General features: G+C 70.7%; 20 protein-coding genes, 3 tRNA genes and 2 pseudogenes. 11 read left to right on the top strand and 14 right to left on the bottom strand.

The window, feature by feature from the left end:
* Positions 1-14: 14 nt before the first annotated feature.
* Positions 15-1,418 (bottom strand): Si-specific NAD(P)(+) transhydrogenase, encoded by a 1,404-nt coding sequence (sthA, locus tag GEV43_RS32335; protein ID WP_160823909.1) that lies wholly within the window; start codon positions 1,416-1,418, stop codon positions 15-17.
* A gap of 307 nt (positions 1,419-1,725) precedes the next feature.
* Between sthA and ppgK the strand changes: the two genes are divergently transcribed.
* Positions 1,726-2,634 carry a polyphosphate--glucose phosphotransferase gene (ppgK, locus tag GEV43_RS32330; RefSeq protein ID WP_309239954.1) on the top strand — a complete coding sequence of 303 codons (909 nt, stop codon included), beginning with the start codon at positions 1,726-1,728 and terminating at the stop codon, positions 2,632-2,634.
* Here the strand turns inward: ppgK and GEV43_RS48435 are convergent.
* The 9 genes and pseudogenes from GEV43_RS48435 to GEV43_RS47035 form a co-directional block, all read right to left on the bottom strand.
* Positions 2,631-4,202: a hypothetical protein gene (locus tag GEV43_RS48435; RefSeq protein ID WP_206681366.1), complete on the bottom strand. Its 1,572-nt coding sequence runs from the start codon at positions 4,200-4,202 to the stop codon at positions 2,631-2,633. The two genes, ppgK and GEV43_RS48435, sit on opposite strands and share 4 nt — an antisense overlap.
* Positions 4,199-5,407: a hypothetical protein gene (locus tag GEV43_RS48430; protein WP_206681365.1), complete on the bottom strand. Its 1,209-nt coding sequence runs from the start codon at positions 5,405-5,407 to the stop codon at positions 4,199-4,201. The genes GEV43_RS48435 and GEV43_RS48430 overlap by 4 nt, the downstream gene beginning before the upstream one ends.
* 20 nt (positions 5,408-5,427) lie before the next feature.
* Positions 5,428-6,735: a PHP domain-containing protein gene (locus GEV43_RS32320; RefSeq protein ID WP_160823908.1), complete on the bottom strand. Its 1,308-nt coding sequence runs from the start codon at positions 6,733-6,735 to the stop codon at positions 5,428-5,430.
* A gap of 171 nt (positions 6,736-6,906) precedes the next feature.
* A complete protein-coding gene (locus GEV43_RS32315) occupies positions 6,907-8,007 on the bottom strand; it encodes an ABC transporter ATP-binding protein (protein ID WP_160824914.1) in 1,101 nt (366 codons plus the stop codon).
* Positions 8,007-8,834 carry a carbohydrate ABC transporter permease gene (locus GEV43_RS32310; RefSeq protein ID WP_160823907.1) on the bottom strand — a complete coding sequence of 276 codons (828 nt, stop codon included), beginning with the start codon at positions 8,832-8,834 and terminating at the stop codon, positions 8,007-8,009. Before GEV43_RS32310 ends, GEV43_RS32315 begins: the two co-directional genes overlap by 1 nt.
* A 241-nt stretch (positions 8,835-9,075) precedes the next feature.
* Positions 9,076-9,564 (bottom strand): annotated as a pseudogene (locus GEV43_RS51600) (carbohydrate ABC transporter permease); the annotation flags it as partial.
* Between the two features lie 397 nt (positions 9,565-9,961).
* Positions 9,962-11,470: an extracellular solute-binding protein gene (locus GEV43_RS32300; protein ID WP_164717220.1), complete on the bottom strand. Its 1,509-nt coding sequence runs from the start codon at positions 11,468-11,470 to the stop codon at positions 9,962-9,964.
* A 75-nt stretch (positions 11,471-11,545) separates the two neighbouring features.
* Positions 11,546-12,375 (bottom strand): annotated as a pseudogene (locus tag GEV43_RS48425) (aminotransferase class IV).
* Between the two features lie 191 nt (positions 12,376-12,566).
* Positions 12,567-13,139, bottom strand: a complete 573-nt coding sequence (locus GEV43_RS47035; protein ID WP_206681364.1) for a helix-turn-helix transcriptional regulator — start codon at positions 13,137-13,139, stop codon at positions 12,567-12,569.
* A 129-nt stretch (positions 13,140-13,268) separates the two neighbouring features.
* Here GEV43_RS47035 and GEV43_RS32290 point away from each other — a divergent pair.
* The 7 genes from GEV43_RS32290 (at position 13,269) to GEV43_RS32260 (ending at position 18,571) form a co-directional block, all read left to right on the top strand.
* Positions 13,269-13,340: transfer RNA gene (locus GEV43_RS32290), tRNA-Gly, on the top strand.
* A gap of 26 nt (positions 13,341-13,366) precedes the next feature.
* Positions 13,367-13,437 (top strand) — tRNA-Cys (locus GEV43_RS32285).
* A gap of 4 nt (positions 13,438-13,441) precedes the next feature.
* Positions 13,442-13,516: transfer RNA gene (locus GEV43_RS32280), tRNA-Val, on the top strand.
* 292 nt (positions 13,517-13,808) lie between these two features.
* Positions 13,809-15,266 carry a hypothetical protein gene (locus tag GEV43_RS32275; protein ID WP_241683118.1) on the top strand — a complete coding sequence of 486 codons (1,458 nt, stop codon included), beginning with the start codon at positions 13,809-13,811 and terminating at the stop codon, positions 15,264-15,266.
* Positions 15,267-15,278: 12 nt separating this feature from the next.
* A complete protein-coding gene (locus GEV43_RS32270) occupies positions 15,279-15,719 on the top strand; it encodes a hypothetical protein (protein WP_160823905.1) in 441 nt (146 codons plus the stop codon).
* A complete protein-coding gene (locus tag GEV43_RS32265) occupies positions 15,716-16,867 on the top strand; it encodes an FHA domain-containing protein (RefSeq protein ID WP_160823904.1) in 1,152 nt (383 codons plus the stop codon). The genes GEV43_RS32270 and GEV43_RS32265 overlap by 4 nt, the downstream gene beginning before the upstream one ends.
* A gap of 135 nt (positions 16,868-17,002) precedes the next feature.
* A complete protein-coding gene (locus GEV43_RS32260) occupies positions 17,003-18,571 on the top strand; it encodes an MFS transporter (protein WP_160823903.1) in 1,569 nt (522 codons plus the stop codon).
* Here the strand turns inward: GEV43_RS32260 and GEV43_RS54115 are convergent.
* Complete coding sequence (locus tag GEV43_RS54115) at positions 18,568-18,696, bottom strand: hypothetical protein (RefSeq protein WP_302931100.1); 129 nt, start codon at positions 18,694-18,696, stop codon at positions 18,568-18,570. The two genes, GEV43_RS32260 and GEV43_RS54115, sit on opposite strands and share 4 nt — an antisense overlap.
* Positions 18,697-18,740: 44 nt before the next feature.
* On the opposite strand from GEV43_RS54115, the gene GEV43_RS32255 reads away from it, so the two are divergent.
* The gene (locus GEV43_RS32255; protein ID WP_160823902.1) at positions 18,741-19,433 is read left to right on the top strand and encodes a hypothetical protein; all 693 of its coding nucleotides are present in this window, start codon (positions 18,741-18,743) and stop codon (positions 19,431-19,433) included.
* A 28-nt stretch (positions 19,434-19,461) separates the two neighbouring features.
* Here GEV43_RS32255 and GEV43_RS32250 read toward each other — a convergent pair whose 3' ends face one another.
* Genes GEV43_RS32250 through GEV43_RS32245 form a run of 3 tightly spaced genes read right to left on the bottom strand, consistent with a single transcriptional unit; the run spans position 19,462 to position 21,099 of the window.
* Positions 19,462-20,529, bottom strand: coding sequence for a TrpB-like pyridoxal phosphate-dependent enzyme (locus tag GEV43_RS32250; protein ID WP_309240060.1), 1,068 nt, complete (start codon positions 20,527-20,529; stop codon positions 19,462-19,464).
* A complete protein-coding gene (locus tag GEV43_RS51595; protein WP_241683117.1) occupies positions 20,481-20,813 on the bottom strand; it encodes a hypothetical protein in 333 nt (110 codons plus the stop codon). The genes GEV43_RS32250 and GEV43_RS51595 overlap by 49 nt, the downstream gene beginning before the upstream one ends.
* A 1-nt stretch (position 20,814) precedes the next feature.
* Entirely contained in the window at positions 20,815-21,099 is a 285-nt protein-coding gene (locus GEV43_RS32245) for an acyl carrier protein (RefSeq protein WP_160823901.1), read from the bottom strand.
* A 638-nt stretch (positions 21,100-21,737) separates the two neighbouring features.
* Between GEV43_RS32245 and GEV43_RS32240 the strand changes: the two genes are divergently transcribed.
* Complete coding sequence (locus tag GEV43_RS32240; protein WP_160823900.1) at positions 21,738-22,916, top strand: acyl-CoA dehydrogenase family protein; 1,179 nt, start codon at positions 21,738-21,740, stop codon at positions 22,914-22,916.
* The gene (locus tag GEV43_RS32235) at positions 22,913-24,487 is read left to right on the top strand and encodes an amino acid adenylation domain-containing protein (protein ID WP_160823899.1); all 1,575 of its coding nucleotides are present in this window, start codon (positions 22,913-22,915) and stop codon (positions 24,485-24,487) included. The genes GEV43_RS32240 and GEV43_RS32235 overlap by 4 nt, the downstream gene beginning before the upstream one ends.
* Positions 24,488-24,493: the final 6 nt, after the last annotated feature.

The raw sequence follows: 24,493 nt of genomic DNA, 5'->3' as shown, positions 1-24,493 counted from the left end.
TGAGATCGACGGGGTCATTCCGTTAGGCGCGCTATGTGGCGCATCTTGTTCATGGCGTCCAGCGCCGCCACCTTGTACGACTCGGCGAGCGTCGGATAGTTGAAGACGGCGTTGACGAGGTAGTCGACCGTTCCGCCGCAGCCCATCACGGTCTGTCCGATGTGGACCAGTTCGGTGGCTCCGGTGCCGAAGACGTGCACGCCGAGCAGCGAGTGGTCCTCGGGCGAGACCAGGAGCTTCAGCATCCCGTACGAGTCGCCGATGATCTGCCCGCGCGCCAGCTCGCGGTAGCGGGAGATCCCCACCTCGAACGGCACCTTCGCCTCGGTGAGCTGGTCCTCGGTACGGCCCACGAAGCTGACCTCGGGGATCGTGTAGATCCCGATCGGCTGGAGTTCGGGGATCTCGGCGACGGGCTCCCCGCAGGCGTGGTGGGCGGCGAGCCTGCCCTGCTCCATCGAGGTGGCGGCCAGGGACGGGAAGCCGATCACGTCGCCGACCGCGTAGATGTGCGGGACCTCGGTGCGGTAGCTCTCGTCCACCTTGATCCGGCCGCGGTGGTCGGCGGCCAGGCCCGCCGCCTCAAGGGCCAGGCCGTCCGTCATGCCCTGCCGCCCGGCCGAGTACATCACCGTGTCGGCCGGGATCCGCTTGCCGCTCTCGAGGACGGTGATCGCGCCGCGCGCCATCCGCTCGACCGAGGCGACCGTCTCGCGGAACCGGAACGTCACCGCCAGGTCGCGCAGGTGGTACTTGAGCGCCTCGACGATCTCCAGATCGCAGAACTCCAGCATCCGGTCGCGGCGCTCGACCACGGTGACCTTGGTGCCGAGCGCGGCGAACATCGAGGCGTACTCGATCCCGATCACCCCGGCGCCGACCACGACCATCGTCTCGGGGATCCGTTCCAGATGGATGATCCCGTCGGAGTCGATCACGGTCCGGTCGTCGAACTCCACGCTGCCCGGCCGGGCCGGACGGGTGCCGGTCGCGATCACGATCCGGTCGGCGGTGACCTTGCGCTCGCGGTCCCGGTCCCCCGCCACGCCGATCGCGTTCGGCTCCAGGAACCTGCCCGTGCCCGGGAGGACGGTGACGTGGTTGCGGGCGAGCTGGCTGCGGACGACGTCCACCTCGCGGCCGATCACGTGCTGGGTCCGCATCCCCAGGTCGGCGACCGTGATGTCCTCCTTGACCCGGTAGCTCTGCCCGTACAGCTCGCGCTGGCTGAGCCCGGTGAGGTAGAGCACGGCCTCCCTGAGCGTCTTGGACGGGATCGTGCCGGTGTTGATGCACACCCCGCCGATCATCTCCCGGCGGTCGACGATGGCGACCCGCCGGCCGAGCTTCGCCGCCGCGATCGCGGCGCGCTGCCCGCCGGGCCCGGACCCGAGCACAACGAGATCGAAGTCGTTCACGCCCCCAGTCTGACGGGGCGCGCCCGTTCCCATAAGCCCCCGGCCGATACCCGCGTCTTTCACCTCGGAGGCGGAGGCGACCGCGGAGGGGGTGGGCGAGGGGGCGTGTTTCGGGCTGAGGGGCGGGCTGTGGCTCTGCGGGGCGGAGGGGGCACAAGGCGGGGGGCTTATGGGCGGTCGGTCTCTTAGAGGGGATCTGGGGAGCGTTCAAGGGGGGCGGAGGCTCGGGGACGGTGCGCGGGCGCGGGGGAAGGACGGTGACTTGGCGTGCTCTTTAGAGTGGCGAAGATCGGGGCACGGGTAGGGCATGACCATGGAGATGCTGGGCGTGGACATCGGCGGCACGGGGATCAAGGGGGCGCCGGTGGATCTGTCCGACGGGGCGTTCCTGGCGGAACGGTTCCGCGTCGACACGCCGCACCCTTCGACGCCTGACGCCGTCGCGGAGGTGGTGCGGCAGGTGGTGGACCACTTCGGCTGGACGGGGCCGCTGGGCGTGACGTTCCCCGGCGTCGTGATCAACGGTGTGACGATGTCGGCGGCGAACGTGTCGAAGAGCTGGATCGGCCAGGACGCGGAGGCGCTGTTCGCGCGGGCGACCGGGCGTCCGGTGACGCTGGTGAACGACGCGGACGCGGCCGGGATCGCGGAGATGCGCCTCGGGGCGGGCCGGAACCGGGGCGGCACGGTCGTCCTGCTGACGCTGGGCACGGGGATCGGGAGCGCGCTGTTCAGCGACGGGGTGCTCGTTCCGAACACCGAGTTCGGGCATCTGGAGCTGCACGGCCACGACGCCGAGTCGCGGGCGTCCGCCAAGGCGCGCGAGGACCACGACCTGAGCTGGGAGAAGTGGGCCAAGCGCCTCAGCGACTACATGCGGCACCTGGAGGGGCTGATCTCCCCGTCGCTGATCATCGTGGGCGGCGGGGTGAGCAAGAAGGCCGAGAAGTTCGTGCCGTTCATCGAAGGGGTACGGGCGCCGATCGTCCCGGCGACGCTGGTCAACAACGCCGGGATCGTGGGCGCCGCGATGGCGGGGGCGGCCGCGCACGCGCCCGGGACCACCGGCCCCGATCACGCCCGGAGCGCCGTCCGGCGCGCCGCCTCCCCGAGCCTGCTCGTCCCGCGCCGGAGAACGGCTGAACGCAACGCGCGCGCGTGCGCCGCGCGGCAGCCGCGCCGCGCGGAGGGTGGGGCGGCGCGCTTCTCCCGTTAGCGGGGTGGGGTGAGGCGCATCGTGACGATTTCCGATGGGCGCATTTGGATTGCTGTTGCGCCGTCGGTGACGTTCAGTGTCTCGACCGGATTTCCGAGGAGGTCCACCCGTACGGCGTCGGTGAACGCACCCGTCACGTTCGCTGTCGTCTGAGAGGTCGCGCCGAGGGCGACCAGGCGGATTTCGAGCTGACCGTCGCGTTCGCGCAGGCTCGTCAACGCGACACCTTCGCCGGTCACCTCGATTCCGTTCTGCGGGGCGGGCGGCGTTGCTGCTGCCGGGCCGTATCCCTCAGCGGTGAGCAGGTCGTGGCGGAAGTGCTCGGCGGCCTGGATGACGGTGTGGGGCGGGCGTTCGCCTTCGTACGGGAGGACGGCCAGGGCAACGGACCGTTGTCCCCTGCATTGGCCGTTCGGGGTCGCGAGTTGAGGGCCTGCGGGTTGGTCGCGGTAGGCGTTGCGGTCGCGCGACAGGAATCCGGTCGAACGGAGCACCGTCAGCGCCATTTCCCGGCCGTCCTCGACCACCTCGTACTCGGTGACATGGTCGAGCAGCACGGCGAGCCCGCCCGCCGCGACGAACCCGGACGCGGGATAGGTCGGCAGCGGTTTCTCTCCGAATCCGCCTTCGGCGGTCAGTGCCCGTTCGACGACCGCGAACTGCCCTTCCGCGAACGAGGACGACGCCATGCGCGGCAACGGCATGTGCAGGCGTACACGGTGGTCGTCGCAGCGGTTGTCGAACGTGACGCGCATCCGCAGGAACGGTTCGCCCGCGCGCAGTTCGACGCGCGTCACGACCTTGACGTCCTCCGTCGCGTGCGTGCGCGCGTCGGCCGCGGCGTCTCCCGACGCGGGCCAGCGGTACGTCCGCAGGATGTCGAACGCGGCGGTCAGCGGGCCTGGTCGGACGGCGTCGATCCGTACGTCCAGGGGCGTGTCGATGAGGCGGTCCGTGCGCGGCGGTGCGTAGTTGTAGGAGTCGCCCAGGTCGCCACCGTCCACGACCCGGCCGATGCCTTCGATCACCACCCCGCCGGGGGCGCGCAGCGAGATCGTCCCGTCATCGCGTGCCTCCGCGACCAGCAGCCCGTTGTCGAGCACTCTCCCGTCGCCCCGTACGGGTTGCGCGTTCGACGGCGCGCCGCGCCGGGCGTCGCTTGCCGCTGCGTCTGCGGCGGGAGATGGGTGAATCGACGTCAGGCCCAGGGCGGGTACGTGCACCGCAGCGGCGACCGTACGGCGCGGGTCGGCGAGGATGCGTACCCGCCAATCGCCGTCCGCGTCCCGCAACGCCTTGCGAACGTCTCCGATGTCGAACGGCACGTCGGCGCGGCGCGTCACCCAGAACGTCAGCGTGCGTTCCTGCGGCGCGACCGCCCAATCTCTGACTTCCTGGCCGAACAGCACTCGTCCGTACACCCGCTCTAGGACGAGAGGGAGTTTCTCCGCCGGGTGTACGGCGTCGTCCAGCACGACAGGCGCGATGTCCAGGGTCTGCGTCGGAACGGGCCGGCCGTCGGCGGTCTGGAGGGACGGCTCGCCGTCGGACGCGACGTCCAGAATCACGATGTCCGTGCGAGGCGCCGGGGACGGGTTGAAAACAAGGTGTGCACCGTGGGCAGCGCGGCGGCTCGTTCCGCGGTGACGAGGTCGCAGACGGCGCGACCGAGTTGCTCCGCCTCCGCCATGCGGGCGGCGACCTGTTCGGCGGTCTCGTCGCTGCCGCATCCGGTGACCGAGTCGTGGCAGCTCACCTCGATGAGGCGCCGCCACGCCAGGTCCAGGAAACGCTGCGCGGAGCCGGTGTACCAGAGGGCGGCGAGCGGCTCGGCGTAGCGTTCCACGACGCGTTCCGCGTGGGACATGGCGTGCTTGAGGTGGACGCGGGCGGACAGGACGCCGGGCAGGATGTTGGCCCGCGCGTGCGAACGGAGTTCGCCGCTCACCCGGGTGAGGCCGTCCGTGGACGGATCGACGCCCGCGAAGTAGCCGGAGAGCGTGGCCAGGCGCATGGGCCGTCCGGCGGCGGCGATCCGGTCGGCGAGATCGGCGGCGGGCGCGGTGTGGTCGGCCCCGTACATCGCCAGCAAAGGGCCGCCTTCCGGATACCAGCGCCGCATCCGAACGGTGAAATCCTCTGCCCGGCGCGGCAGAACATCTGCGCCGGGAGCGGTCTCCGAGGGAGGTGAATTCTCGGGTTCTGAGAAGCTCTCGAACATTCCGGCGGCGTTTCCGTAACCGCCTTCCGGAAGGTACTGGGTACGTATCGTTGTGCCGTCCGGCGCCCCCCAGGCGAACGCGTGAGACCGCACGCCCGCCGGGACGCCGCGCCAGACGCAGGCGTGCTCGATCCCGGCCAGCCGCAGGATCTGCGGCATCTGCGCGCAGTGGCCGAACTGGTCGGGGAGGTATCCCGCCATCATCGCCGCGCCCAGCTCCGCCGACCTGCGGAGGCCGAGTTCGAGGTTGCGGACGATGTTCTCGCCGGAGCACAGGAACTCGTCGTTCAGGATCTGCCAGGGCCCGACCGCGAGCCGCCCGTCGCGTACGAGCGCAGCGAGCCGTTCTCGGCGCTCTGGACGGATCTCCAGATAGTCATCGACCGCGGCCATCTGTCCGTCGAGCGTGAAATGCCACCGGGCGTCGCGTTCCATTCTTTCGATGACCGTGTCGAGAAGCGACACCAACCGCAGCCGGAAGCGCTGGAAAGGCAGATACCATTCCCGGTCCCAGTGCGTGTGCGGAACGACGATGATCGGCCCGTCAGCCACGGGGTCTGAGGTCGCTCGGGTCACCCGCACAGCGCGATCACCTCGTTCTCGTAGGACTCCAGGCGATGCATCCCGTCCGCCTTCGCGGCCGTGCGGTAGTGGTCGCCGCGGACGACCTCGCGGCGTCCGTCGGGTCTGACCAGCACGGTTCCGTCGGCGCCGACCGCGATGAGGTCGTCCTCCACGCGCAGCAGCACCGGCGCGTCGCGTCCGGCGGCCACCGCCGTACGGCCCGCGGCGAGGCCGCCCAGCACGTCGTCGTCCTCGGCGAGGACCCACGTCACCGGCTCGCCGAGCAGCTTGTGCTGCGCCGGGTCGTGGTAGTCGCTGCCGCCCAGCGGTACGACGTCGGGCCGCCACAGCCGCGCCCACGCGAGCGGGGCGCCCCACCGCCGGTCCCACCAGGCCGAGTGCCAGACCTCCGCCAGCCGGGGGCGGGCCGCCTCGGGAAGCGGCTGCCGCCACGCGCAGTCGCCGCTGAGCGGATGGTTGACCGAGATCAGCGAGCCGTACGCCGCCGCGCCCGCCACCCACTCCTCGGCCGGGCACCGGAAATCGATCCAGCCCAGCTTCTCGGCCGCCGACTCGCCCACCGATTCGCCTGGCGAACCGCCCGCGGCGACGTCCGCCGCGACGGAGAGCGCGGACGAACGAGGGCCGAACACGTTGGCGTGGCCCAGATCCGTGGTGACCTCCTGGCCGGGAACGAGGATCACCCCCGAATACGCCGCCGCCGCAGGCAACTCGGGATGGTGTCCGACGGTGTTGTGGTCGGTGACGGCCAGATAGTCGAGTCCTCGGGACGCGGCCAGGCAGGCGAGTTCGTGAACGGTCAGCGTGCCGTCGCTGTGGACCGTGTGGGCGTGCAGGTCCCCGGCCAGCCACCGCATCCCGGATCGCGCGGGCAAGTCGCGGCGCGGCGGCCGTTCGGGCACCGGAGGCCGGGCCGGAGCGTCAGGCGGTGGCGGGACGGTGGTCGACGTCGTCGCGGTGACCTCGTACGCCAGGCCGTCCACGGGAATGCGGTGCAGTCCGAGCCAGACGTGCCACAGCCCCGGTTCCAGCTCGCCCGGCAGGTAGCCGGGCGTCGCCCATCCCGGCGCGATCGTGAACTCGCGCCTCGCCCCGCCCGACCAGCCGCGGAACCCACCGGGCCCGGCGCAGCCGAGGTCGATCACCCCGGGATCGGCGTCGTACGACAGACGGACCGTGAGCGACGCCGTCCCGGGCGGCACCTCCACGGGCAACTCCCTCAGCCCGCGTTCGAGCCGATCGTCCAACGTCCACCGGCCCCCGTGCACGACCGCCCGTTCCCTGCCTCCGGCCATCAGCCCTCCCCATACGCCACGTTCCGTCCTTGCAAAACTCCCCGCCCCAGCCCCGGCTCGCTCCATTCCCTCTGCGGGATCGCCCGGCTCGTGCTTTCGACTCCCCCGGCGCTCCGAGTCCGCCGCAACGAGGCGTTCGGAGTGCGATTTCTCTGAGTACGGGTCGGCGGGTCATGGGGCTGCGGCCGGAACCTCGTCGGACGTGATGAGGTCACCGTCGCGGTAGAGGAGAACACGGCCCGCGCGGGGGCGCGCCCAGGCGCGGTCGCCGGGGGCGAGCTGCTGCGCCCGTTCCTCTCCGACGACCACGCGAACGGGCTCGTCGGCCACATCGAGGGTGACCAGGGAACTGCCGCCCAGGTTCTCCACCACGGAGACCGTGCCTTCGAACGCGCCGTCCTCGGCGGACGGGAGGGCGTCCAGGTATTCGGGGCGCACTCCGTACACCACCGCCTCTCCCTCGGTCACCAGGTCGCGAGCCTCGGCGGGCAGGGGAAGCTCGGTCCCGGCGGCCACGATCCGTTCTTCTCGTACCCGTCCGGGGAGGAGGTTCATCGGCGTGGAGCCGATGAACGAGGCGACGAAGAGGTTGGCCGGACGGCGGAAGACCTCGGTCGGGGAGCCGAGCTGGCGGATCCGGCCCGATTCCATCACCGCGATGCGGTCGGCCAGGGCAAGGGCTTCGGCCTGGTCGTGCGTGACGAAAACGGTGGTGACGCCGAGTCTCTGCTGGAGTTGCTTGAGGAACGTGCGGGCTTCCAGGCGGAGCCGCGCGTCGAGGTTGGAAAGCGGCTCATCCAGCAGAAAAAGCTGCGGTTCTGCGACGAGGGCGCGGGCGAGCGCCACTCGCTGCTGCTGGCCCCCCGACAACTCGCCGGGACGCCGGGAAAGCAGGCCGTCCAGGCCGAGATAGTGCGCGACATCCTCCGCCTTGCCGTGCCGTACGGAACGCGGCCTTTTCTTGATGCGGAGCGGGTACGCGATGTTGTCGAGCACGGTCATGTGGGGAAACAGCGCGTAATCCTGGAAGACCATGCCGACGTCACGCCGTCCCGGGGGCATGCGCGTGACGTCGGTGTCGCCCATGTGAATCGTTCCGGACGTGGCGCTCTCCAGTCCCGCGACGGTGCGCAGCAGGGTCGTCTTGCCGCAGCCGGACGGGCCGAGCAGCGCGAAGAACTCCCCCTCGGCGACGTCGAGGTCGAGCGCGTCGAGGGCGCGCACGCCGCCGGGGTAGTCCTTGGTCAGTCCCCTTGTGGTGATCGCCGACATCAGCGCTTGATCCCTCCGTGGAAGCGGAACCCGTAGCGGCGGCTCACGAACAGGTACATCACCACCACCGGCAGCGCGTACAGCAGCGAGAACGTCGAGATCAGCGCCAGATCGGGCTGCCCGCCCTCGGTGTAGAACGTGTACATGATCACCGACGCGGGCGCCTTGTCCGGGTCGCGCAGCAGCAGGAACGGCATGAGGAAGTCGCCCCACACCTGCGCGACCGTCCACACCGTGACCGTGGCGAGCCCTGGCCGGATGACCGGCACGACGACGTGCCGCAGCACCTGCGACGGGGACGCCCCGAACACCCGCGCGGCCTCCTCGTACGACGTCGGCGTCGCGTCGGTGAAGTCCTTCAGCAGGAAGATCGCGGCGGGGAGCAGCCCGCCGGTCAGCACCAGGACCACGCCGAGCCGCGAGTCGATCAGGTGCAGGTTGAACGCGAGCAGGAACACCGGGACCATCGCCGCGGTCCCCGTGATGATGGACGACAGCAGCAGCAGGACGTACAGCAGCGCGTCGCGGCCGGGCACGCGCACCCGGCTCAGCGCGTACGCCGCGAACGCCGCGCACGTCACCACGAGCGCGGCCGTCCCGGCGGCCAGCAGCACCGAGTTGCGCAGCGAGGCGAGCGCGTACGGGTTGTCCATCAGGATCCGGAAGTTGTCGAGCGTGAACTCGGGCAGCGACACCGAGATCCCCGGCTCCGCGTCGAACGGCGCGAACGCCAGCCACAGCAGCGGCAGCGCGAAGAACCCCAGAACCGCCGACACGAACGTCGCCAGGCCGATCCTCCGCAGCACCTCCTTCACGACCTCGTTCACGCGCCTCCCTCCCCGCGCCCCGCGCGTCGAGCGCCGCCCCGGCCCCGCGCCCGCCTCCGAGCCCGCGGCGGCCACCACGTCCGCGTCCGAGCCCGGCTCCAAGCCCGCCTCCCCGCCCGCTCCCGCGTTCCGACCGGTCCTTTCGCGGGGCGGTCGCGCCGCGTTCGCGCAGGGCGCGCAGGTAGAGGAGGGCGATGGCCAGGTTGATCAGGATCATGACCAGCGAGATCGCGGCGCCGAAGCCGAGGCGGCCGTCGCCGAGCGCGGTCCGGTAGACGTACACCGACATGATCTCCGAGCGCCCGTCCGGCCCGCCCGCCGTGATCAGGAACGGCGTGAAGTCGTTGAACGTCCACAGGCTCACCAGCAGCAGGCTCGTCAGCACGTGCCCGCGGATGCGCGGGAACACCGCGTCGCGCAGCGTCTGCCAGGTGGACGCCCCGGCGAGCCGCGCCGTCTCTAGATGCGACGGCGGAACGTTCCCCAGCGCCGCGCCGTACAGCATCATCGAGAACGCGGTGCCGCGCCAGATGTTGAACACGATCACGCACGCCATCGGATGGTCGAGCAGCAGGGCGTTGCCGGGCGTGCCGAGCAGCGCGTTGAGCGTGCCGCCGTCGCGGTCGAGCAGCGCGATCCACAGGAACGCGATGACCGAGGACGGCAGGATCCACGCGAGCAGGACCAGCCCCTCGACCAGCCTGCGCACCACCCCCTTCCGCTCGCGCATCACCCACGCGATCGCGAACCCCAGCACCGTCTGCCCGACGACCGCCGACCCGACCACGAACTGCAACGTCAGCCACAGCGACCGGTGGAACTCCCCATCCCCCAGCACGTCACCGTAGTTGCGGGCACCGACGAAACGCGGATCGCTCGCCGCGAGGCCGGTGAGCCGGTAGTCCGTCGCGCCCAGGTACAGCGTCCACAGCGCCGGGAACACCAGGAAGACCGCGATCATGACGAGCGCGGGCGCCACGAACGCGGCGGCCCTTCCGCGTCCGAGTCCCGCGGCGTCGTCCCCGCGCACGCGCCCGACCGCCGCCGCCCCGGCCACGACTCCCACCGGGCCCGCCGGAACCGCACCCGAAGCCCCTGAGCCGGCGGAACGCGGCCCCGGCCGGACGTCATCCGCAGCCGGCGGAACCGGCGAGGCACCCGCGGAGGCCCCCGGGGAGGCGGTCGCGGAGCCCCCGGCGAGGCCCCGGGGAGGCGCCCACGGCGGGGCCCTCGTCAGCGGGGGCGACGTTGGCGGCGCCACCGACGATTCCCTCCAGCTTCTTGCCGTACCGCGCCGCGGCCTCCTCAGGGCTCTTCCCCGCGACCACGGCGGCCGTGGCCTCCTGGAGGGCGACGGAGACCTCCGGGTACGCGGCGACGCCCGGCCGGTACGCGGTGATGGGCAGGATCCTGTCGGCGACGAACGTCAGGAACGGGTCGCCCGCGAGGATCTGCTTGTTCACGTCCGTCCGGGACGTGATCTCCGGCGTCCCGGCCGTGCGCGCCTTCGTCATCGCCGGGGAGTTCATGAACGCGAGCAGTTCGAACGCCTGCTGCGGGTACTTCGTGTTGGGGTTGAGGACGGTCACCGCCCCGCCCGACATGCTGACGAACGACTGCCCGCGGATCCCCTTGCCCGGGGCCATCGCCGGGAACATCGCGTACCCCACGTCCTGGTTGCGCGTGCCCATCTTCGCCACGCCCGTCTTGGGGTTGATGACGTCGCGCCAGAAGTAGTCGCCCTCACCGAGGATTCCGATCCGTCCGTCCGCGAATTCCTCGAACGACTTGTCGCGCCCCTTCGCCTCCTGCTGCAACTTGGGGTCGCCGAGCCCCTGCCCGTAGACCTGCGCGTACAGCCCGAGAACGTTCCGTACGGCCTGCCCGCCGCCGGTCCACTTACCGGCCGAGCGGATTTCGGCGCCCGCACCGGCCAGCAGAGGCAGAACGCCCTGCATCGTCGTGGCCTCGCCCATGGCGGTGCCCGCGTTGAGCTGGATCGGCGTGACGCCGGGCAGTTTCTTGAGGGCGCGGCCCGCGGTGAGGATGTCGGCCCAGCTCTTCGGCTGCCAGCCCTCTGGAAGTCCCGCCCGTGCGAACAGCTTCTTGTTGTAGAAGAGCAGCCGCCCGTCGGTGGACGGAGGGATTCCGTACCGTTTCCCCTCGAACGACGCGAGCTGCTGCACCGCGCCCGGAATGTGCTGCCAGCCGTCCCATCCGTCGGCGGGCGCGCCGACGACCTCGCTCAGCGGGCGCAGGTATCCGGCCTGGGCGAACTCCCCCACCCAGATGCCGTCGACATCCATGATGTCGGTGCCCGACCGCGATTTGAGGTCGAGGGCCAGTTTCGTCTTGTACGCCTCGTCATCGACGCCCTGGCCCCGGAACGTCACCTTCGCCGTGACGCCCTTCGCCTTCTGCGCGGCCTCGAAGGCCGGGATCACCTTCTTGGCGATCCACTCGGCCTCTTCGGTGTTCTTGCCGCCCTCGATCGCGTTGCGGGTGATGGTCAGCGAGAAGCGCTTGGCGTCCTTGCCCCGTTCGGGATCGGTCGAGGAGCCGCCTCCGCCGCAGCCCGCCGGCACGAGGGCCGCGACCGCGCACGCCGCGATGATCCGCCGTCTGGAGAAGCCCACGGTGACCTCCTACAAGCGTCACCGCTAACGTGACCCATGAGACGGATCGCGTAAAGCCCCACCGGAGTGACACCCTTACGGATCCATCAGCTCCGCGGCGCGCTTGGCGAACGCCTCCATGGCGCCCGCCGTGACGGGTCCCGGCGCGGCGGGCAGCGCGGCCCCGTCGATCAGGCCGATCGGCTGGACGTCCCGCGTCGTGGAGGCCAGGAACGCCTCGTCGACCCGGTGGAGCTCGTCGAGCGGCACGTCCTCCTCCTCGCCGCCGCACCACTCCAGCACCAGCCCGCGCGTCACCCCGGCGAGGCAGCCGGACGACAGCGGCGGCGTGACGAGCCGTCCGCCGCGCACGACGAAGATGTTGGTGCCGGTCCCCTCGCACAGGTCGCCGACGCTGTTGCCGAAGATCGCCTCGCCTCCGCCGCGCGCCCGCGCGTACGCCAGGGCGCGCGCGTTCTCGGCGTACGACGTGGTCTTGAGCCCGGCGATCGCGCCCCGCTCGTTCCGCGTCCACGGCACCACCGCCACCGACGCCGTCGCGGGGAACGGCTTCTGCTCCGCCGCGATGATCGACACCGTCGGGCCGTCGTCGCCGCGGTCTGAGCCGAGCGGTCCGGGCCCGCTGGTGTAGGTGATCCGGATCCGGGCCAGCGGCCACTTCGGCGCCGCCGCGAGGACCTCCAGGACCCCCTGCGCGAGGGCGTCGTGATCGGGCTCGGGCAGCCCCAGGCCCTCCGCCGAGCCGGCCAGCCGCCGCAGGTGCCGGGTCAGCGCGAACGGCTCCCCCGGGTGACCTTGATCGTCTCGAAGACCCCGTCCCCCACCAGCATCCCGTGGTCGAACACCGACACCACGGCCCGCTCGGGATCGACCAGTTCCCCGTTCAGCCACACCTTGCCCGACACAGAACGCCTCCTCGCTGAGCCCCGAACCTCCCACCCTACGGCGTGGCCCTCACTCGGGCAGGACACAGCCGAACGAGTCGGCGAGCCCCGCGCGCCGCGCTCGGTGAGGCTCAGCGCGCGCCGCGTCCGGCCCCGCTCGAACCAGCCGATCTCGATCATCCGGGCCGTCAGCGCGGCGCCGAGCGCGCCGTTCAGATGCGGGCGGCGCTCCGTCCAGTCGAGGCAGTGCCCGGCGAACCGCCGCCGGGCCTTGCGGACCTCCGCGACGTCGACCCCGATGCCCCGAACCGCTCCTCGCCCTTGTCGGTCACCTCGTAGGCCCCGTCGGCCCCGCCGGTCTCGCCGCCCTCGATCAGGCCCCCGCCGAGCAGCGCCTCGAAGAACGCCACCCCGGCCTCGCCCGCCAGGTGGTCGTAGCAGGTCCGCGCGACGTGCAGCCGCTTGGCGTCCCGCGACTGCCGCAGGCTGCGCACCTCGACCGGCGGGCTGATCCGCGAGATCGCCTCGATCACCTGCGCGATCTCGGCGCTCCTCAGCCGGTAGTACCGGTGCCGCCCCTGCTTGACGACCGTGACCATCCCGCCGTCCAGCAGCCGCCCGAGGTGCGCGCTCGCCGTCTGCGCGCTCACCCCCGCCGCACGCGCGAGCTCTCCCGCGGCCAGCGGCCGCCCGTCGAGCAGCGCGCTCAGCATCGCCGCCCGCGCCCGGTCCGCCAGCAGCGCCGCGACCGGCGCGAAGTTCGCCTCCAGCACGTGTTCGCCCATGTCAACGAGCCTAGGCGGCCCATCCTTCGACGTGCGGCGAAGCGTTCGCGCGGAAACCGGTTTGGGGTTCGGCGCGGGACGCGCTAATGTTTTCCCCGTCGCCAGGGGCCGCGAGGCCCGGGCGGACAAGCGGAAGTGGCTCAGGGGTAGAGCATCACCTTGCCAAGGTGAGGGTCGCGGGTTCAAATCCCGTCTTCCGCTCTGAGAGGTCTCGGAGGCCTCGCTCTGGTGGAGTGGCCGAGAGGCGAGGCAACGGCCTGCAAAGCCGTGTACACGGGTTCAAATCCCGTCTCCACCTCGACGGGCGATTAGCTCAGTGGGAGAGCGCTACCTTGACACGGTAGAGGCCACTGGTTCAATCCCAGTATCGCCCACCACCGTCTTCCCGGTTCCAAGGCCCTGCCCCGCACGTTCGGGCGGGGCCTTCTTCATGTCCCCGTCATGTCCCGGAGGTCGTCTCCGCCATGTCCGGGAGATCGTCCCGGCCATGTCCTGGAGATCATCGGTCGGCCTCGGGAACGTGGTCACCGGCCGGTCAGGCGCGGGATAGAGTGTCGCGCGGACGTTTCTGGGTCGCTGTTTCGTGGGGGGACTACGCGTTTGTCAGCCGCTCACGCTCAGGGCGATCTCACGCCGCGGTTGCTGGGGTCGCCGATCTGGTCCGATGACATGGTCGCGGCCGCGGGCATCCCGATCTTCGATGCGCCGCTGGTGTCGGTGGGCGGCGGGCTCGGCTCGTTCACGCTGGTGGACGTGCTGCGGATCCAGGGAGCCCCGCCGTCGGCGATCCGGGTCGTCTCCCTCAGCGACCGGCCCTGGCAGACCTGGCAGTACCTGACCCGCGTCTCGCAACTTCCGGCGCACGAGCGCATCCGGTCCGACGCCGGCGCCCGTCCCGACAACATCTGGGGCTTCCCCTCGTACGCGCTGCACGAGGCATGGCGGGAACGTTCCCCCAAGCTGGTGTGGCAAGTGCTGACCGAGCCCGTCCTCTCCGACTTCTTCAGCCCCCGGGCGGGGACGGTCTTCTCGACCGTCCAGCGGGAGGCCGAGCGCATCTCGTACCCGGACATGCTGGCCAAGGGGCAGGTGCGGATGGTCCGGCGCCGGGGCGGCGGCGGCTACTTCACCGTCCTGACCCCGCCGGCGGGGACGATGCCGACCAAGCGCGTGGCGATCCGGTCGCGGTACGTGCACCTGGCGGTCGGCTACCCGGGCCTGAAGTTCCTCGACGACCTTCAGGAGTTCCGGGCGGCCTACAACGACTACCACCGCGTGGTCAACGCCTACGAGTCGCACGAGCACGTGTACGAGTTCCTCAAGACGCGCCCCGGCGTCGTCATCGTGCGCGGCGCCGGGATCGTGGCGTCCCGCGTGCTCCAGCGGCTCATGGACGACCGGGAGCGGTACGGGCTCCAGACGCAGATCGTGCAGATGTTCCGCACGTTCGTCACCGGGCCGCACGGCCCGAGCCTGTGGATGCGCCGCAAGGGCGGGGACGGCTGGGCCTACCAGGCGTTCACCCTCCCCAAGTCGGCGTTCGGCGGCCAGTTGAAGGCGCAGTTCCGCAGGCGCGAGGGGCAGGACCGCGCGCGACTGGCGAAGACGGTGGGCGGCACCACCACGCCGCGGCTGCGCCACTGGCAGAGGCAGATGGGCGAGGGACGGCGGGGCGGCTGGTACCACGCGGTCCAGGCCGTGGTCGACAGGGTCGAGCCGACCCCGGACGGCCGCCTGGTGAGCTACACCAGCAGCGCCGACGGCACCCGCAACCGCGTCGTGTCGGACTTCATCATCGACTGCACCGGCCTGGAAGCCGACATGGCCGAGCACCGCGTCCTCGCCGACCTCCTGGAGCACGGAGGCGCGCGGCGCAACGGGGCGGGACGGCTGACGGTGGGCCACAGTTTCGAGGTCGTGGGCGCCGAGAGCGGGGACGGGGTGCTGTACGCGTCGGGGGCGGCGACGGCGGGCAACCACTTCCCGGCCGTGGACAGCTTCCTGGGCATGCAGACCGCCGCCCTGGACATCGCCGCCGACCTCGCACGGCGCGGGTTCGTCAAGCGGCTCGGTCCGGTGCGGTCGACCCGGCAGTGGCTCAAGTGGGCCGCCGGCCGGCGGATCTGAGGAGGCGGCGCGATGATCCCCACTCTCTTCGGACGGATCCAGACGCGGATCTTCACGCTCGGCACCGTCGGCGTGGTCCTGACCGCGCTGATCACGCCGGTCCTCCCCGGGACCGGCGGTTCGCTGGGGGCCGCCTACCGGGTCGCGTACCTGATCCTCCTGGCGGTCGCCGTGGTCGGCGTCGGCTGGGAGCTGCTCTACCACCTGCTGATGCAGTTCCGGTGGGACAAGGACTGGCCGACGCTGTTCGGGCTCCTGACGATCGTCCCCGAGGGCGCGCTGATGTGGGCGCTCCTCCGGTACGAGCTCGTTCCGGGGATCGGCGGGAAGGTCGCGACCTCGACGTTCCTCACGATGTTCGTGTTCGTCTGGTGCGGGGTGTGGCTGTTCTCCAACGGTCCCATGCGGGTCCCGTTCGTCCAGTGGCGTTTGCGCGGTGGACGGCTGCTGTGATCGGCGAGACCGGCGACCCCGTCCGGCTGCTCGCCGGTGACGGGCTGGTGGCCCGCGAGGGCGCCCTGTCGCTGGTGTGCGCCCTTCCCGCCGCGGAGACCGAGCGCGTCGTCGACAGGCTCCTCGCGGCGTTCGCCGACGCCTCGTCCGCCGGAGAGGACGGGCGGGCGCTGGTACGGCGGGTGATCGAGGTCCTGGCCTCGTCGGCGCTCCCGGCTCCGAGTGCCCCGCTGGCCTGCGCGGTGGCCGGTCCGGCGGGCGACGGGGTCGCGGTCCTGGTCGGCGGCGCGGCCCTGGCCGAGCTCGTCACCGGGTCCGGGACGGCGGTCCGCGTCGGCGGCGACGCCGCGTACACGTGGACCGACCGGGTCGTCGCCGGGCCCGTCACGCGGATCGGGCTGTCCCTGCCCGGCGCGCGCGAACCCGAGCCTCGGCTGCGGCTGGGCTCCGGTGTCGTACGGGGCGGCGGCCTGGTCCAGGTATCAACCAGCCGTGCCGTACGGGCCGAGGAGCCGTCGGCGGGGCCGCCCGTCTCCCTCAGCCATCCCGACCGCCCGCCCTCCTCCGGGGCCGCAGCGCGGCCGTCGCCGCCTTCGCCTACACCGCCTCCGCCGCCGTTGCCGACGCGCGCGGAGAGGCTCCCGGCGCCCGCGCGCCGATCGGTCCCCGAACCCCCGCACGTCCTCGGGGTCAACTGCAAGAACCACCACTTCAACGACATGCGCGCGCACTACTGCGCCGTCTGCGGGATCTCGATGATGCAGGCGACCCTCGCGCCGTTCAGGGGGCCGCGTCCACCGCTCGGGGTGCTGCTCGTCGACGACGGCCAGACCGTGCCGCTGACGGTGGACCTGCTGATCGGCCGCGAGCCGAGGACCGCCAAGGAGGTGACCGAGCGGACGGCGGTCCCGCTGCGGCTCACCGACTCCGAGGGGTCGATCTCGCGCAGGCACACGCTGGTCAGGCTGGACGAATGGCAGGTCGAGCTGGTCGACCTCGGCTCGGTCAACGGCACCGCGATCACGCCTCCGGGCGGCACCGGGTTCGAACGGCTCCGGCCGGACGTCCCCGTCGTGCTGCGTCCCGGCACCGCCGTCCGGATCGGCCGCTCGCGCACGTTCCGTTTCGAGTCGAACCGCGACGGTTGACCCGGCATCTGATCATCTGCGGCCCGATGCCGTACGTAACGAACCCCCCACGGAAGGACGATGATGCGGAAGCGGTCTACGGGCGGAGTCGACTTCGCCCACCCGGTGTATTTCTGGACCGGTTTCGTAGCCTGTGTGGCCGGAGTGCTCCTGCACCTGCCGATGTACCTGGACGCCTCGTCCATGGGCTACCACATGAACGGCATGCCCATGGACACCCCGATGATGATCGGCATGGGGCTGATCGTCGTCGGGCTGGCCGCGGTGACGTACGGGCTCGTCCCGCCCGGGTCCCTGACCGGGCGTCCCGCCGGCGAGGTCCGGATCCGCGCCCTCGACGGCGCCCGCATCCGGCCCGCGCACCTCGGCCTCATCGCCGTCCTCACGATCGCGGTGACCATCGACGCGATGAAGCCCATCACGCTCAGCTTCGTCGCGCCCGGCGTGGCCAAGGAGTACGGGCTGAAATCGGCGCTCAACCCGCACGGCGACCTCCCCGTGGCGCTGCTCCCGTTCTTCGGGCTCGTCGGAACCGTCGCCGGCTCGCTGCTGTGGGGATGGCTCGGCGACCGCATCGGCCGCAGGGCGTCCATCCTGCTCGCCGGCGTGCTGTTCGTCACCACCGCGACCTGCGGCGCGATGCCGTCCTTCAGCTGGAACCTGGCCATGTGCCTCCTCATGGGCCTCGGCGCGGGCGGCATGCTGCCGATCACCTTCTCGCTCCTCGCCGAGACGGTCCCGGCCAGGCACCGCGGCTGGGTGATGGTGCTCATCGGCGGCAACCTGGCCCTGGCCTACGTCCTGACGAGCTGGCTGTCGTCGGCGCTCGTCCCGGAGTACTCGTGGCGGATCCTCTGGCTGCTGGGGATGCCGACCGGCGTCCTGCTCATCCTGCTCAACCGGTGGATTCCCGAGTCGCCCCGCTTCCTGCTCGCGCACGGCCGCGACGAGGAGGCCCGCGCGATCCTGACGCGGTACGGCGCCGCGGCGGCCGAGCGGACCGAGGCCGAGGCGGAACGGGAGGCGGAACGGATCGAGGACCAGCACGGCGGCGGCTACGGCAGGCTGTTCCGGTCCCCGTTCACCGGCCTGTCGTCGGCCATCGTGATCCTCGGCCTCGGGGTCGGCCTGGTCACCTACGGCTTCCAGCTCTGGATCCCGTCCAACCTGCAAGGGCTCGGGCTGTCGCAGGCGACCGCCGACAAGGCCCTGCGCGATTCCGCGCTGCTCGGCCTTCCGCTGGTCTTCGTCAGCGCCGCCATGTACGGGCTGTGGAGCGCGAAGAAGACCATCGTCGTGCTGTCGGCGCTGGTGGCGGCGGCCCTGGCCGTGCTGTCCTTCGCCGGCGACTCGCTCGCCCACGACCGCGCCTGGCTGTACGTCCTGCTGGCCGGCCCCATCGTCGGCACCAGCGTGATCGCCGCGGTGCTGGCCGCCTACAGCTCGGAGATCTACCCGACCCGCGTGCGCTCGCGCGGCTCGGGCCTGTCGGCGGGCGTCGGCAAGCTCGGCGGGGTGGTCGTCACCCTGCTCCTCGTCGCCGGCATCGCCGCCCCGTCCATCGGCGCCACCGCCCTGCTCGGCGCGGTCCCGCTCGTTCTCGCCGTCGTCGTCGTCGCGCTGTTCGGCGTCGAGACCCGAAAGGGCCCTGGCGCGGACCACACCGGACCCGACGCGCCGCAACTGTCCGCCGCGGACGCTTAACTCCGCAGTGAGCGGTAGTCGAGCACGAGGGCGGCCAACATGGTGATGCCCGCGCCGATGCACAGGACGTGCTCGACCACCGCCACCGCGGGGTACTCCGCCGTGGCGTACTCCCCGGGGCGCAACAGTGCCAGCGGCAGTTTCCAGCCACTCCAAGCGAACGGCGTGGATGCTGTTGTGGCGGGCGCCGCTGTACGACTGGCCGGACCAGGTGTTCCTGATGCCGCTCGGGGAACTGACGAGGAGGCCCTATCCGGCGACGATGCTCGCCACCGACCTGCTGGCGATGCTGACGATCCCGCTGGGCGTGGCCGCTGCGACGGTTGTCGTCCTCGCCAGATCCGACGCGTCCGGAGCGGGGGGCGGCGCGGGGCGCGGTCGCCGGTGGATGCCCGGGGTGGTGCTCCTGGTGCTGGCGGTCGGAGTGGCGGGGCTGTACGACCTGTCGTTCCGGATCGCTGAGGCGTCCGAGCACGAGGCTCTGCTGTTCATCAGCGGTCCGACGGTGCGTGACAGGGCATTGGCGGTGGCGGGTGCGGCGGTGGCGGCCGCGCTCGTCGAACTGTCGGGGACGCTGCTGAAGGGCCGGTGGAGCAGGTGGGCTCCGGGAGCGGCGGGCGCCATCCTGCTGGTCCCGGCGGGCTGGGACGTGTGGGACTGGACGCAGGACTTGCTGACTCCGCGACGCCTGTCGGCCACCACCAGCGTTCACACCTTCTCCTCTGCGAACGCTTGGACCGAGCCGCTCTCCGAGGGGCTGAACATGGCGGCATGGCAGGGGGTCGTGGTGGTGCTGGCGCTCGCCGCGCTGCTGGGCGCCACAAAGGTCTTCCAGGCGATTCGGAAACCGGGCGCGGCTTAAAAGTCTGTTACTGCGTCGGGGACGGAGGTCAGGTGGGTTCGAGGAGGGGGCGTAGGGATTTTTGGATCTCTTCGTCGGTTGGGACGACGTCCACGGTTTCGCCGGAGAGGTAGCTTTCGTAGGCGCTGAGGTCGAGGAGGCCGTGGCCGCTGAGGCCGAAGAGGATGACGCGCTTCTTTCGTTCTTCGCGGGCCTTCACGGCCTCGTCGATCGCGGCGGCGACGGCGTGGGCCGATTCGGGGGCGGGGACGAGTCCTTCGGCCTTCGCGAACGCGGCGCCGCTTTCGAAGACGCGGTTCTGGCCGTAGGAGATCGCCTCCACCAGGTCGTGGTGGTACATCGCGCTGACGATCGGGGCGGCGCCGTGGTAGCGCAGACCTCCGGCGTGGATGTGGTAGGCCATGAACGTGTGGCCCAGGGTGTACATTTTGACGGCCGGGGTCACGCCGGAATAGTCGGTGTGGTCCATCAGGTAGCTGCCCCGGGTCATTTTGGGGCACGCGTCGGGCTCGACCGCGAGGAAGCGCGTGGCGGGGTTCTCGGTCTGCGCCGCACGGTAGAAGGGGAACGTTATTCCGGCGAAGTTGCTGCCCGCGCCCATCGCCCCGATCACGACGTCGGGGAACTCTCCGGCCAGTTCCATCTGGAGCAGCGCCTCCTCGCCGATGACCGTCTGGTGCATCAGGACGTGGTTCTCGCCGCTGCCGATGGAGAAGCGCGCCTCCTTGCGGTCGTTGGCGTACTCGATCGCCTCGGCGTTCGCTATTCCGAGGCTGCCGGGCGAGTCGGGGTCGGCGCGCAGGGCGGCCCTGCCCACCTCGGTCTCCTCGCTGGGACTCGTGAAGACCTTGGCGCCGTTCAACCGCATCAGCGTGCCCCGGTAAGGCTTCTGCCGGTAACTGGACCGCACCATGAAAACGGTGCACTCCATGCCGTACGGGTGGCACGCCATGGCGAGGGCGCTGCCCCACTGGCCGGCGCCGGTTCCCGTCACCATCTCCTTGACCCCGGATTGGCCGTAGTAGTACGCCTGCGCGAGTGCGGTGTTTATCTTGTGGCTGCCCGACGGGCTCGTGCCCTCGTACTTGAAGTAGATGTGCGCGGGGTGTCGAGCGCCTTTTCCAGCCTGGACGCGCGGTAGAGGGGCGTCGGCCGCCAGCGCTGGTACTCGGCGCGCACGGGTTCGGGGATCGGAACGAAACGCTTGCGGCCGATGCTCGGCCGGTACATCGACAGCGGCAACTGCGGGCGCAGCGGCGCCTGCCCGTTGTTCCGCGGGGGCGCCGGGCGCGACGGGGGGACCTCGACCGGAAGGTCGGCGAGAATGTTGTACCAGGACGTGGGAACCTGCTCCGGTTCCAGGTTGAACACCTCGCGCATGTTAGTGTTCCGCGCCTTTCGCGTCGATGACTCCGCTGATCATCTGCACCAGGCTGCCGACGTTCCGCAGTTCCGCGCTCATCACGTCCTCGTCGTCGATCTCGATGTCGAATCGCTTCTCGACCTCCACGAGGATGTGCAGCAGGCTGAGCGAGTCCAGGCCGACGACCGGCGAGTAGAGCGAGACCGTCTCGTCGAGCTGGTCGCGGTCGATGCTCAGATCGAGCACGCCGATCACGATGTCCTTGATCTGCGCGGTCAGATCCAGTTCCTTGGCACGATCCATTGCATGCACCTCGTTCGCACGCGCCGTCTCAGGGAGTTTTTCAAGGCGGGGTGGGAATTGACGGTAACCGATATCTGCGAAGTCAGCGCGCCGCCGCCGGTAACGGCGCATCGCGTCTCGGTGACTCGGTCGTCGGGCTTCACCTGCCCGAGATCCCTGGCTCTGCCCTGGGCGAACCGGCCGGGGGCCGTCCACGGCCGCAACGTTTACCACTGCGATTGGCTGACGGACCGTACCGTACGACACGCGCCTGAGGTGTGCAAGAGATCGCACGGGGTCGCCCGGCGGTCACTACCTGCCCGAAGTTGGCCCTTTTCAAGATCGGATGACTCATGGACAATGGGCGGCGACCGGCGTGGCTGCGCCTGGTTTTCCGCGGTCGTCCCCGGTGAACCGAGGAGTAGAGCATTGCGATTCCGTACAGTGATGGTAAGATCACTCCCGCCCCCCGCCCGACCCGGAACCGGTTTCCGCTCCCCTCCCCCGGTCCCCGCCATCGGCGCCGTCTGATCCCACGCCAATGTGAAACCCGTGCGTCACCGGGTGAACGCCTTCGGTGCGGCCGCTCTCGCAGAACAGCCTTACACCCTGCGCTTCTCGATGTGGCGTTGAAAAGCTCCCTGGGCGAATGGAGAGCCATGCGGTTCGAATGGTCCGACGGCCAGGACGGGCTGTACCGCGACTTTCGCCGACTCGGCGAAGAGTCACTGGGCAAGGACGTCACCGAACGCGACAGGGCCGGAGTGTTCGGCCGCGACGATTGGACGCTCTGCGCCGAACGCGGTGTGCTCGGCCTGCTTCTGCCGCCCTCCTACGGCGGGGCCGGACGCGACCCCGTCGCCTACGCGCGCGCGATGGAGGGCCTCGGCTACGGCTGCCTCGACAACGGCCTCCTGATGGCGATGGGCGCGCACACGCTGGCCGCCGAGGTGCCGATCTGGAAGTTCGGTGACGAGGACCAGCGCCGGAGATACCTGCCGGAACTCGCCGCCGGACGGCTTATCGGGGCCAACGCGATGACGGAGCCCGAAAGCGGGTCGGACGCGCTGTCGCTCGCGACCACGGCCGAACGCGACGGCGGTTTCTACCGGCTGACGGGACGCAAGCGCTACGTCACGAACGCGCCGATCGCCGACGTGTTCGTCGTCTACGCGACCGTCGACCGGGAACTCGGTTTCACCGGGGTCACGGCATTTCTGGTCGAGCGCGGCGACGCCGGCGTCTCGGTGAAGGAACAGTCGGAGAAGATGGGCCTGCGCACCGCGCGCTGGGGGGAGGTCGAGTTCGACGCGTGCCGGATTCCCGCGTCCCGGCGGCTCGGCGCCGAACGGCGCGGGGCGTCGATATTCGCGTTGACGATGGCCTGGGAACGGTCCCTTCTGCTGGCGCCGTGGCTCGGGGTGATGCAGCGCGAGATCGATGAATGCGTGCGCCACTGCCGCCGGCGCCGGCAGTTCGGCAAGCACATCGGGCATTTCCAGTCGGTCTCCAACCGGATCGTCGACATGCGGATTCGCTGGGAACTCTCCCGGATGCTCCTCTACCGCGCCGCGGCGGAACTCGACGGACCGGACGGCACCATCTTCCCCGAAGCGAGCAAGCTGTATGTGAGCGAGACCGCGACGGACGTCTTCACCAGCGCGATGCAGATCTACGGAGCACTCGGCTACGCCTCCGACGGGCGTACCGAACGCAATCTCCGGGACGCCCACGGCATGACCATTTCCTCGGGCACCTCCGACATGCAGCGCGTCGTCATCGCCGGGAAACTCGGCATCACCTGGCCGGACACCGAGGGAAGCGGGGATGGAAGTTGAGCGTTCTCAGCGACTATCTGAGCCACTGGGCCGAGAAGCAGCCCGACGCGCCGGCGGTCGAGTTCCGGGGCGAGTCGATGACCTACGGCGAGTTGGACCGGTGCAGCTCCGCCATCGCCCGCACGCTGCTCCGCAACGGGGTCGTCCCCGGTGACCGGGTCGGCCTGTGGCTGCGGAAGTCGGTCGAGTCGGTCGTCGCCGTCCACGGCATTCTGAAGGCGGGCGCGGCCTATGTTCCGATCGACCCGAGCGCGCCGTTCAAACGGGCGGGCCATATCCTCTCGCACTGCGAGGTCGCCTGTGTGATCGCCCAGGACGACCGGGCCGACTGGTTGCGGGAGCATTTCTCCTGCCCGATCGTGTCCGTTCCGTCCACGGCGGACGGACCGTCCGGTGCGACGGCGGACGGGGCCGTGATCGGCTGGGATGAGGCGGTGGGCGCGGCCGCGGCGGAGGACGACCGGGAGCCGTTCGTCGATCCCGGGAGCCCGGCGTTCATCCTGCACACCTCGGGGTCGAAGGGCGTGCCGAAGGGGGTTGTGCTCTCGCACGGCAACGCCCGCGCTTTCGTGGAATGGACGGTGGACGAATTCGGCCTGCGCTCCAGCGACCGCGTCTCCAGCCACGCGCCGTTCCACTTCGACCTGTCCGTGCTGGACCTGTTCGCGACGTGCAGCGCGGGCGGCTGCGTGGTCCTGGTGCCGGAAAGCCAGGTCGGGCTGGGCGGCGCTCTCAACAAGTTCGTCGTCGAGCGGCGCATCACCGTCTGGTATTCGGTTCCCGGCGCGCTGACCCGGATGCTGGCGGCGAAGAACGGCCCGACGCTGGCCGGGTCGTCGCTGCGCGTCGTTCTCTTCGCCGGGGAGACGTTTCCGATCACGCAGCTCCGGCGGCTTCACGAGCTCCTTCCCGCGGCGGACTTCTACAACCTCTACGGCCCGACCGAGACCAATGTGTGCGTGTTCCACCGCGTCCGCGCGTCGGACGTCGCACCGGGTATCAAACAGCCCGTGCCGATCGGCCGTCCCTGCCCGTACGCGGAGACGTTCGTCATCGACCAGTACGGCCGCCCGGTCGAGCACGAGCCGGGACGGACCGGGGAACTCTGCGTCGCGGGCGACTCGGTCATGCTCGGCTACTGGCGGGACGACGACCTCACGGCGGCCAGGACGGTGTCGATTCCACGGGACGGCGCGGAGCCGTTGAGGGCCTACAGGACAGGGGATCTGGTCAGGCTCGACGCGGATCTGAACTATGTGTTCTGCGGACGTGAGGACGACATGGTGAAGATTCGCGGTCACCGGGTCGAGATCGGTGAGATCGAGGCGGTCCTGTCGGCCGCGGACAATGTCCGGGAGGCCGCCTGCGTGGCGGTCGGCGAGGGCCCCGACGAACGCACCCTCGAAGCGTACGTGGTGCCCGGGGCGGAGCCGTTCGACATCTCCGCGGTGCGCCGGCACTGCCTGGCCGAGATTCCGCGCTACATGGTCCCGGAGCGTTTCCACGTCATCGCCGCGCTGCCGTTGACGAGAAACGGGAAGATCGACCGCCGCCGGCTCGTCGAGTCGTAGGCGATG

Origin of the sequence: Actinomadura sp. J1-007 (assembly GCF_009793335.1) — a bacterium.
Classification (GTDB): domain Bacteria; phylum Actinomycetota; class Actinomycetes; order Streptosporangiales; family Streptosporangiaceae; genus Spirillospora; species Spirillospora yumaensis.
This window is presented reverse-complemented; position numbering and strand designations above follow the sequence as displayed.

Bases quoted from the DNA above. Each gene is read 5' to 3' on its own strand.
- GEV43_RS32245 (WP_160823901.1), bottom strand. From the start codon at position 21,099: ATGGATCGTGCCAAGGAACTGGATCTGACCGCGCAGATCAAGGACATC.
- GEV43_RS32240 (WP_160823900.1), top strand. From the start codon at position 21,738: ATGCGGTTCGAATGGTCCGACGGCCAGGACGGGCTGTACCGCGACTTT.
- GEV43_RS32255 (WP_160823902.1), top strand. From the start codon at position 18,741: ATGCTGTTGTGGCGGGCGCCGCTGTACGACTGGCCGGACCAGGTGTTC.
- GEV43_RS32315 (WP_160824914.1), bottom strand. From the start codon at position 8,007: ATGTCGGCGATCACCACAAGGGGACTGACCAAGGACTACCCCGGCGGC.
- GEV43_RS32275 (WP_241683118.1), top strand. From the start codon at position 13,809: ATGGTCGCGGCCGCGGGCATCCCGATCTTCGATGCGCCGCTGGTGTCG.
- ppgK (WP_309239954.1), top strand. From the start codon at position 1,726: ATGACCATGGAGATGCTGGGCGTGGACATCGGCGGCACGGGGATCAAG.
- GEV43_RS32270 (WP_160823905.1), top strand. From the start codon at position 15,279: ATGATCCCCACTCTCTTCGGACGGATCCAGACGCGGATCTTCACGCTC.
- GEV43_RS47035 (WP_206681364.1), bottom strand. From the start codon at position 13,139: ATGGGCGAACACGTGCTGGAGGCGAACTTCGCGCCGGTCGCGGCGCTG.
- GEV43_RS51595 (WP_241683117.1), bottom strand. From the start codon at position 20,813: ATGCGCGAGGTGTTCAACCTGGAACCGGAGCAGGTTCCCACGTCCTGG.
- GEV43_RS32320 (WP_160823908.1), bottom strand. From the start codon at position 6,735: ATGGCCGGAGGCAGGGAACGGGCGGTCGTGCACGGGGGCCGGTGGACG.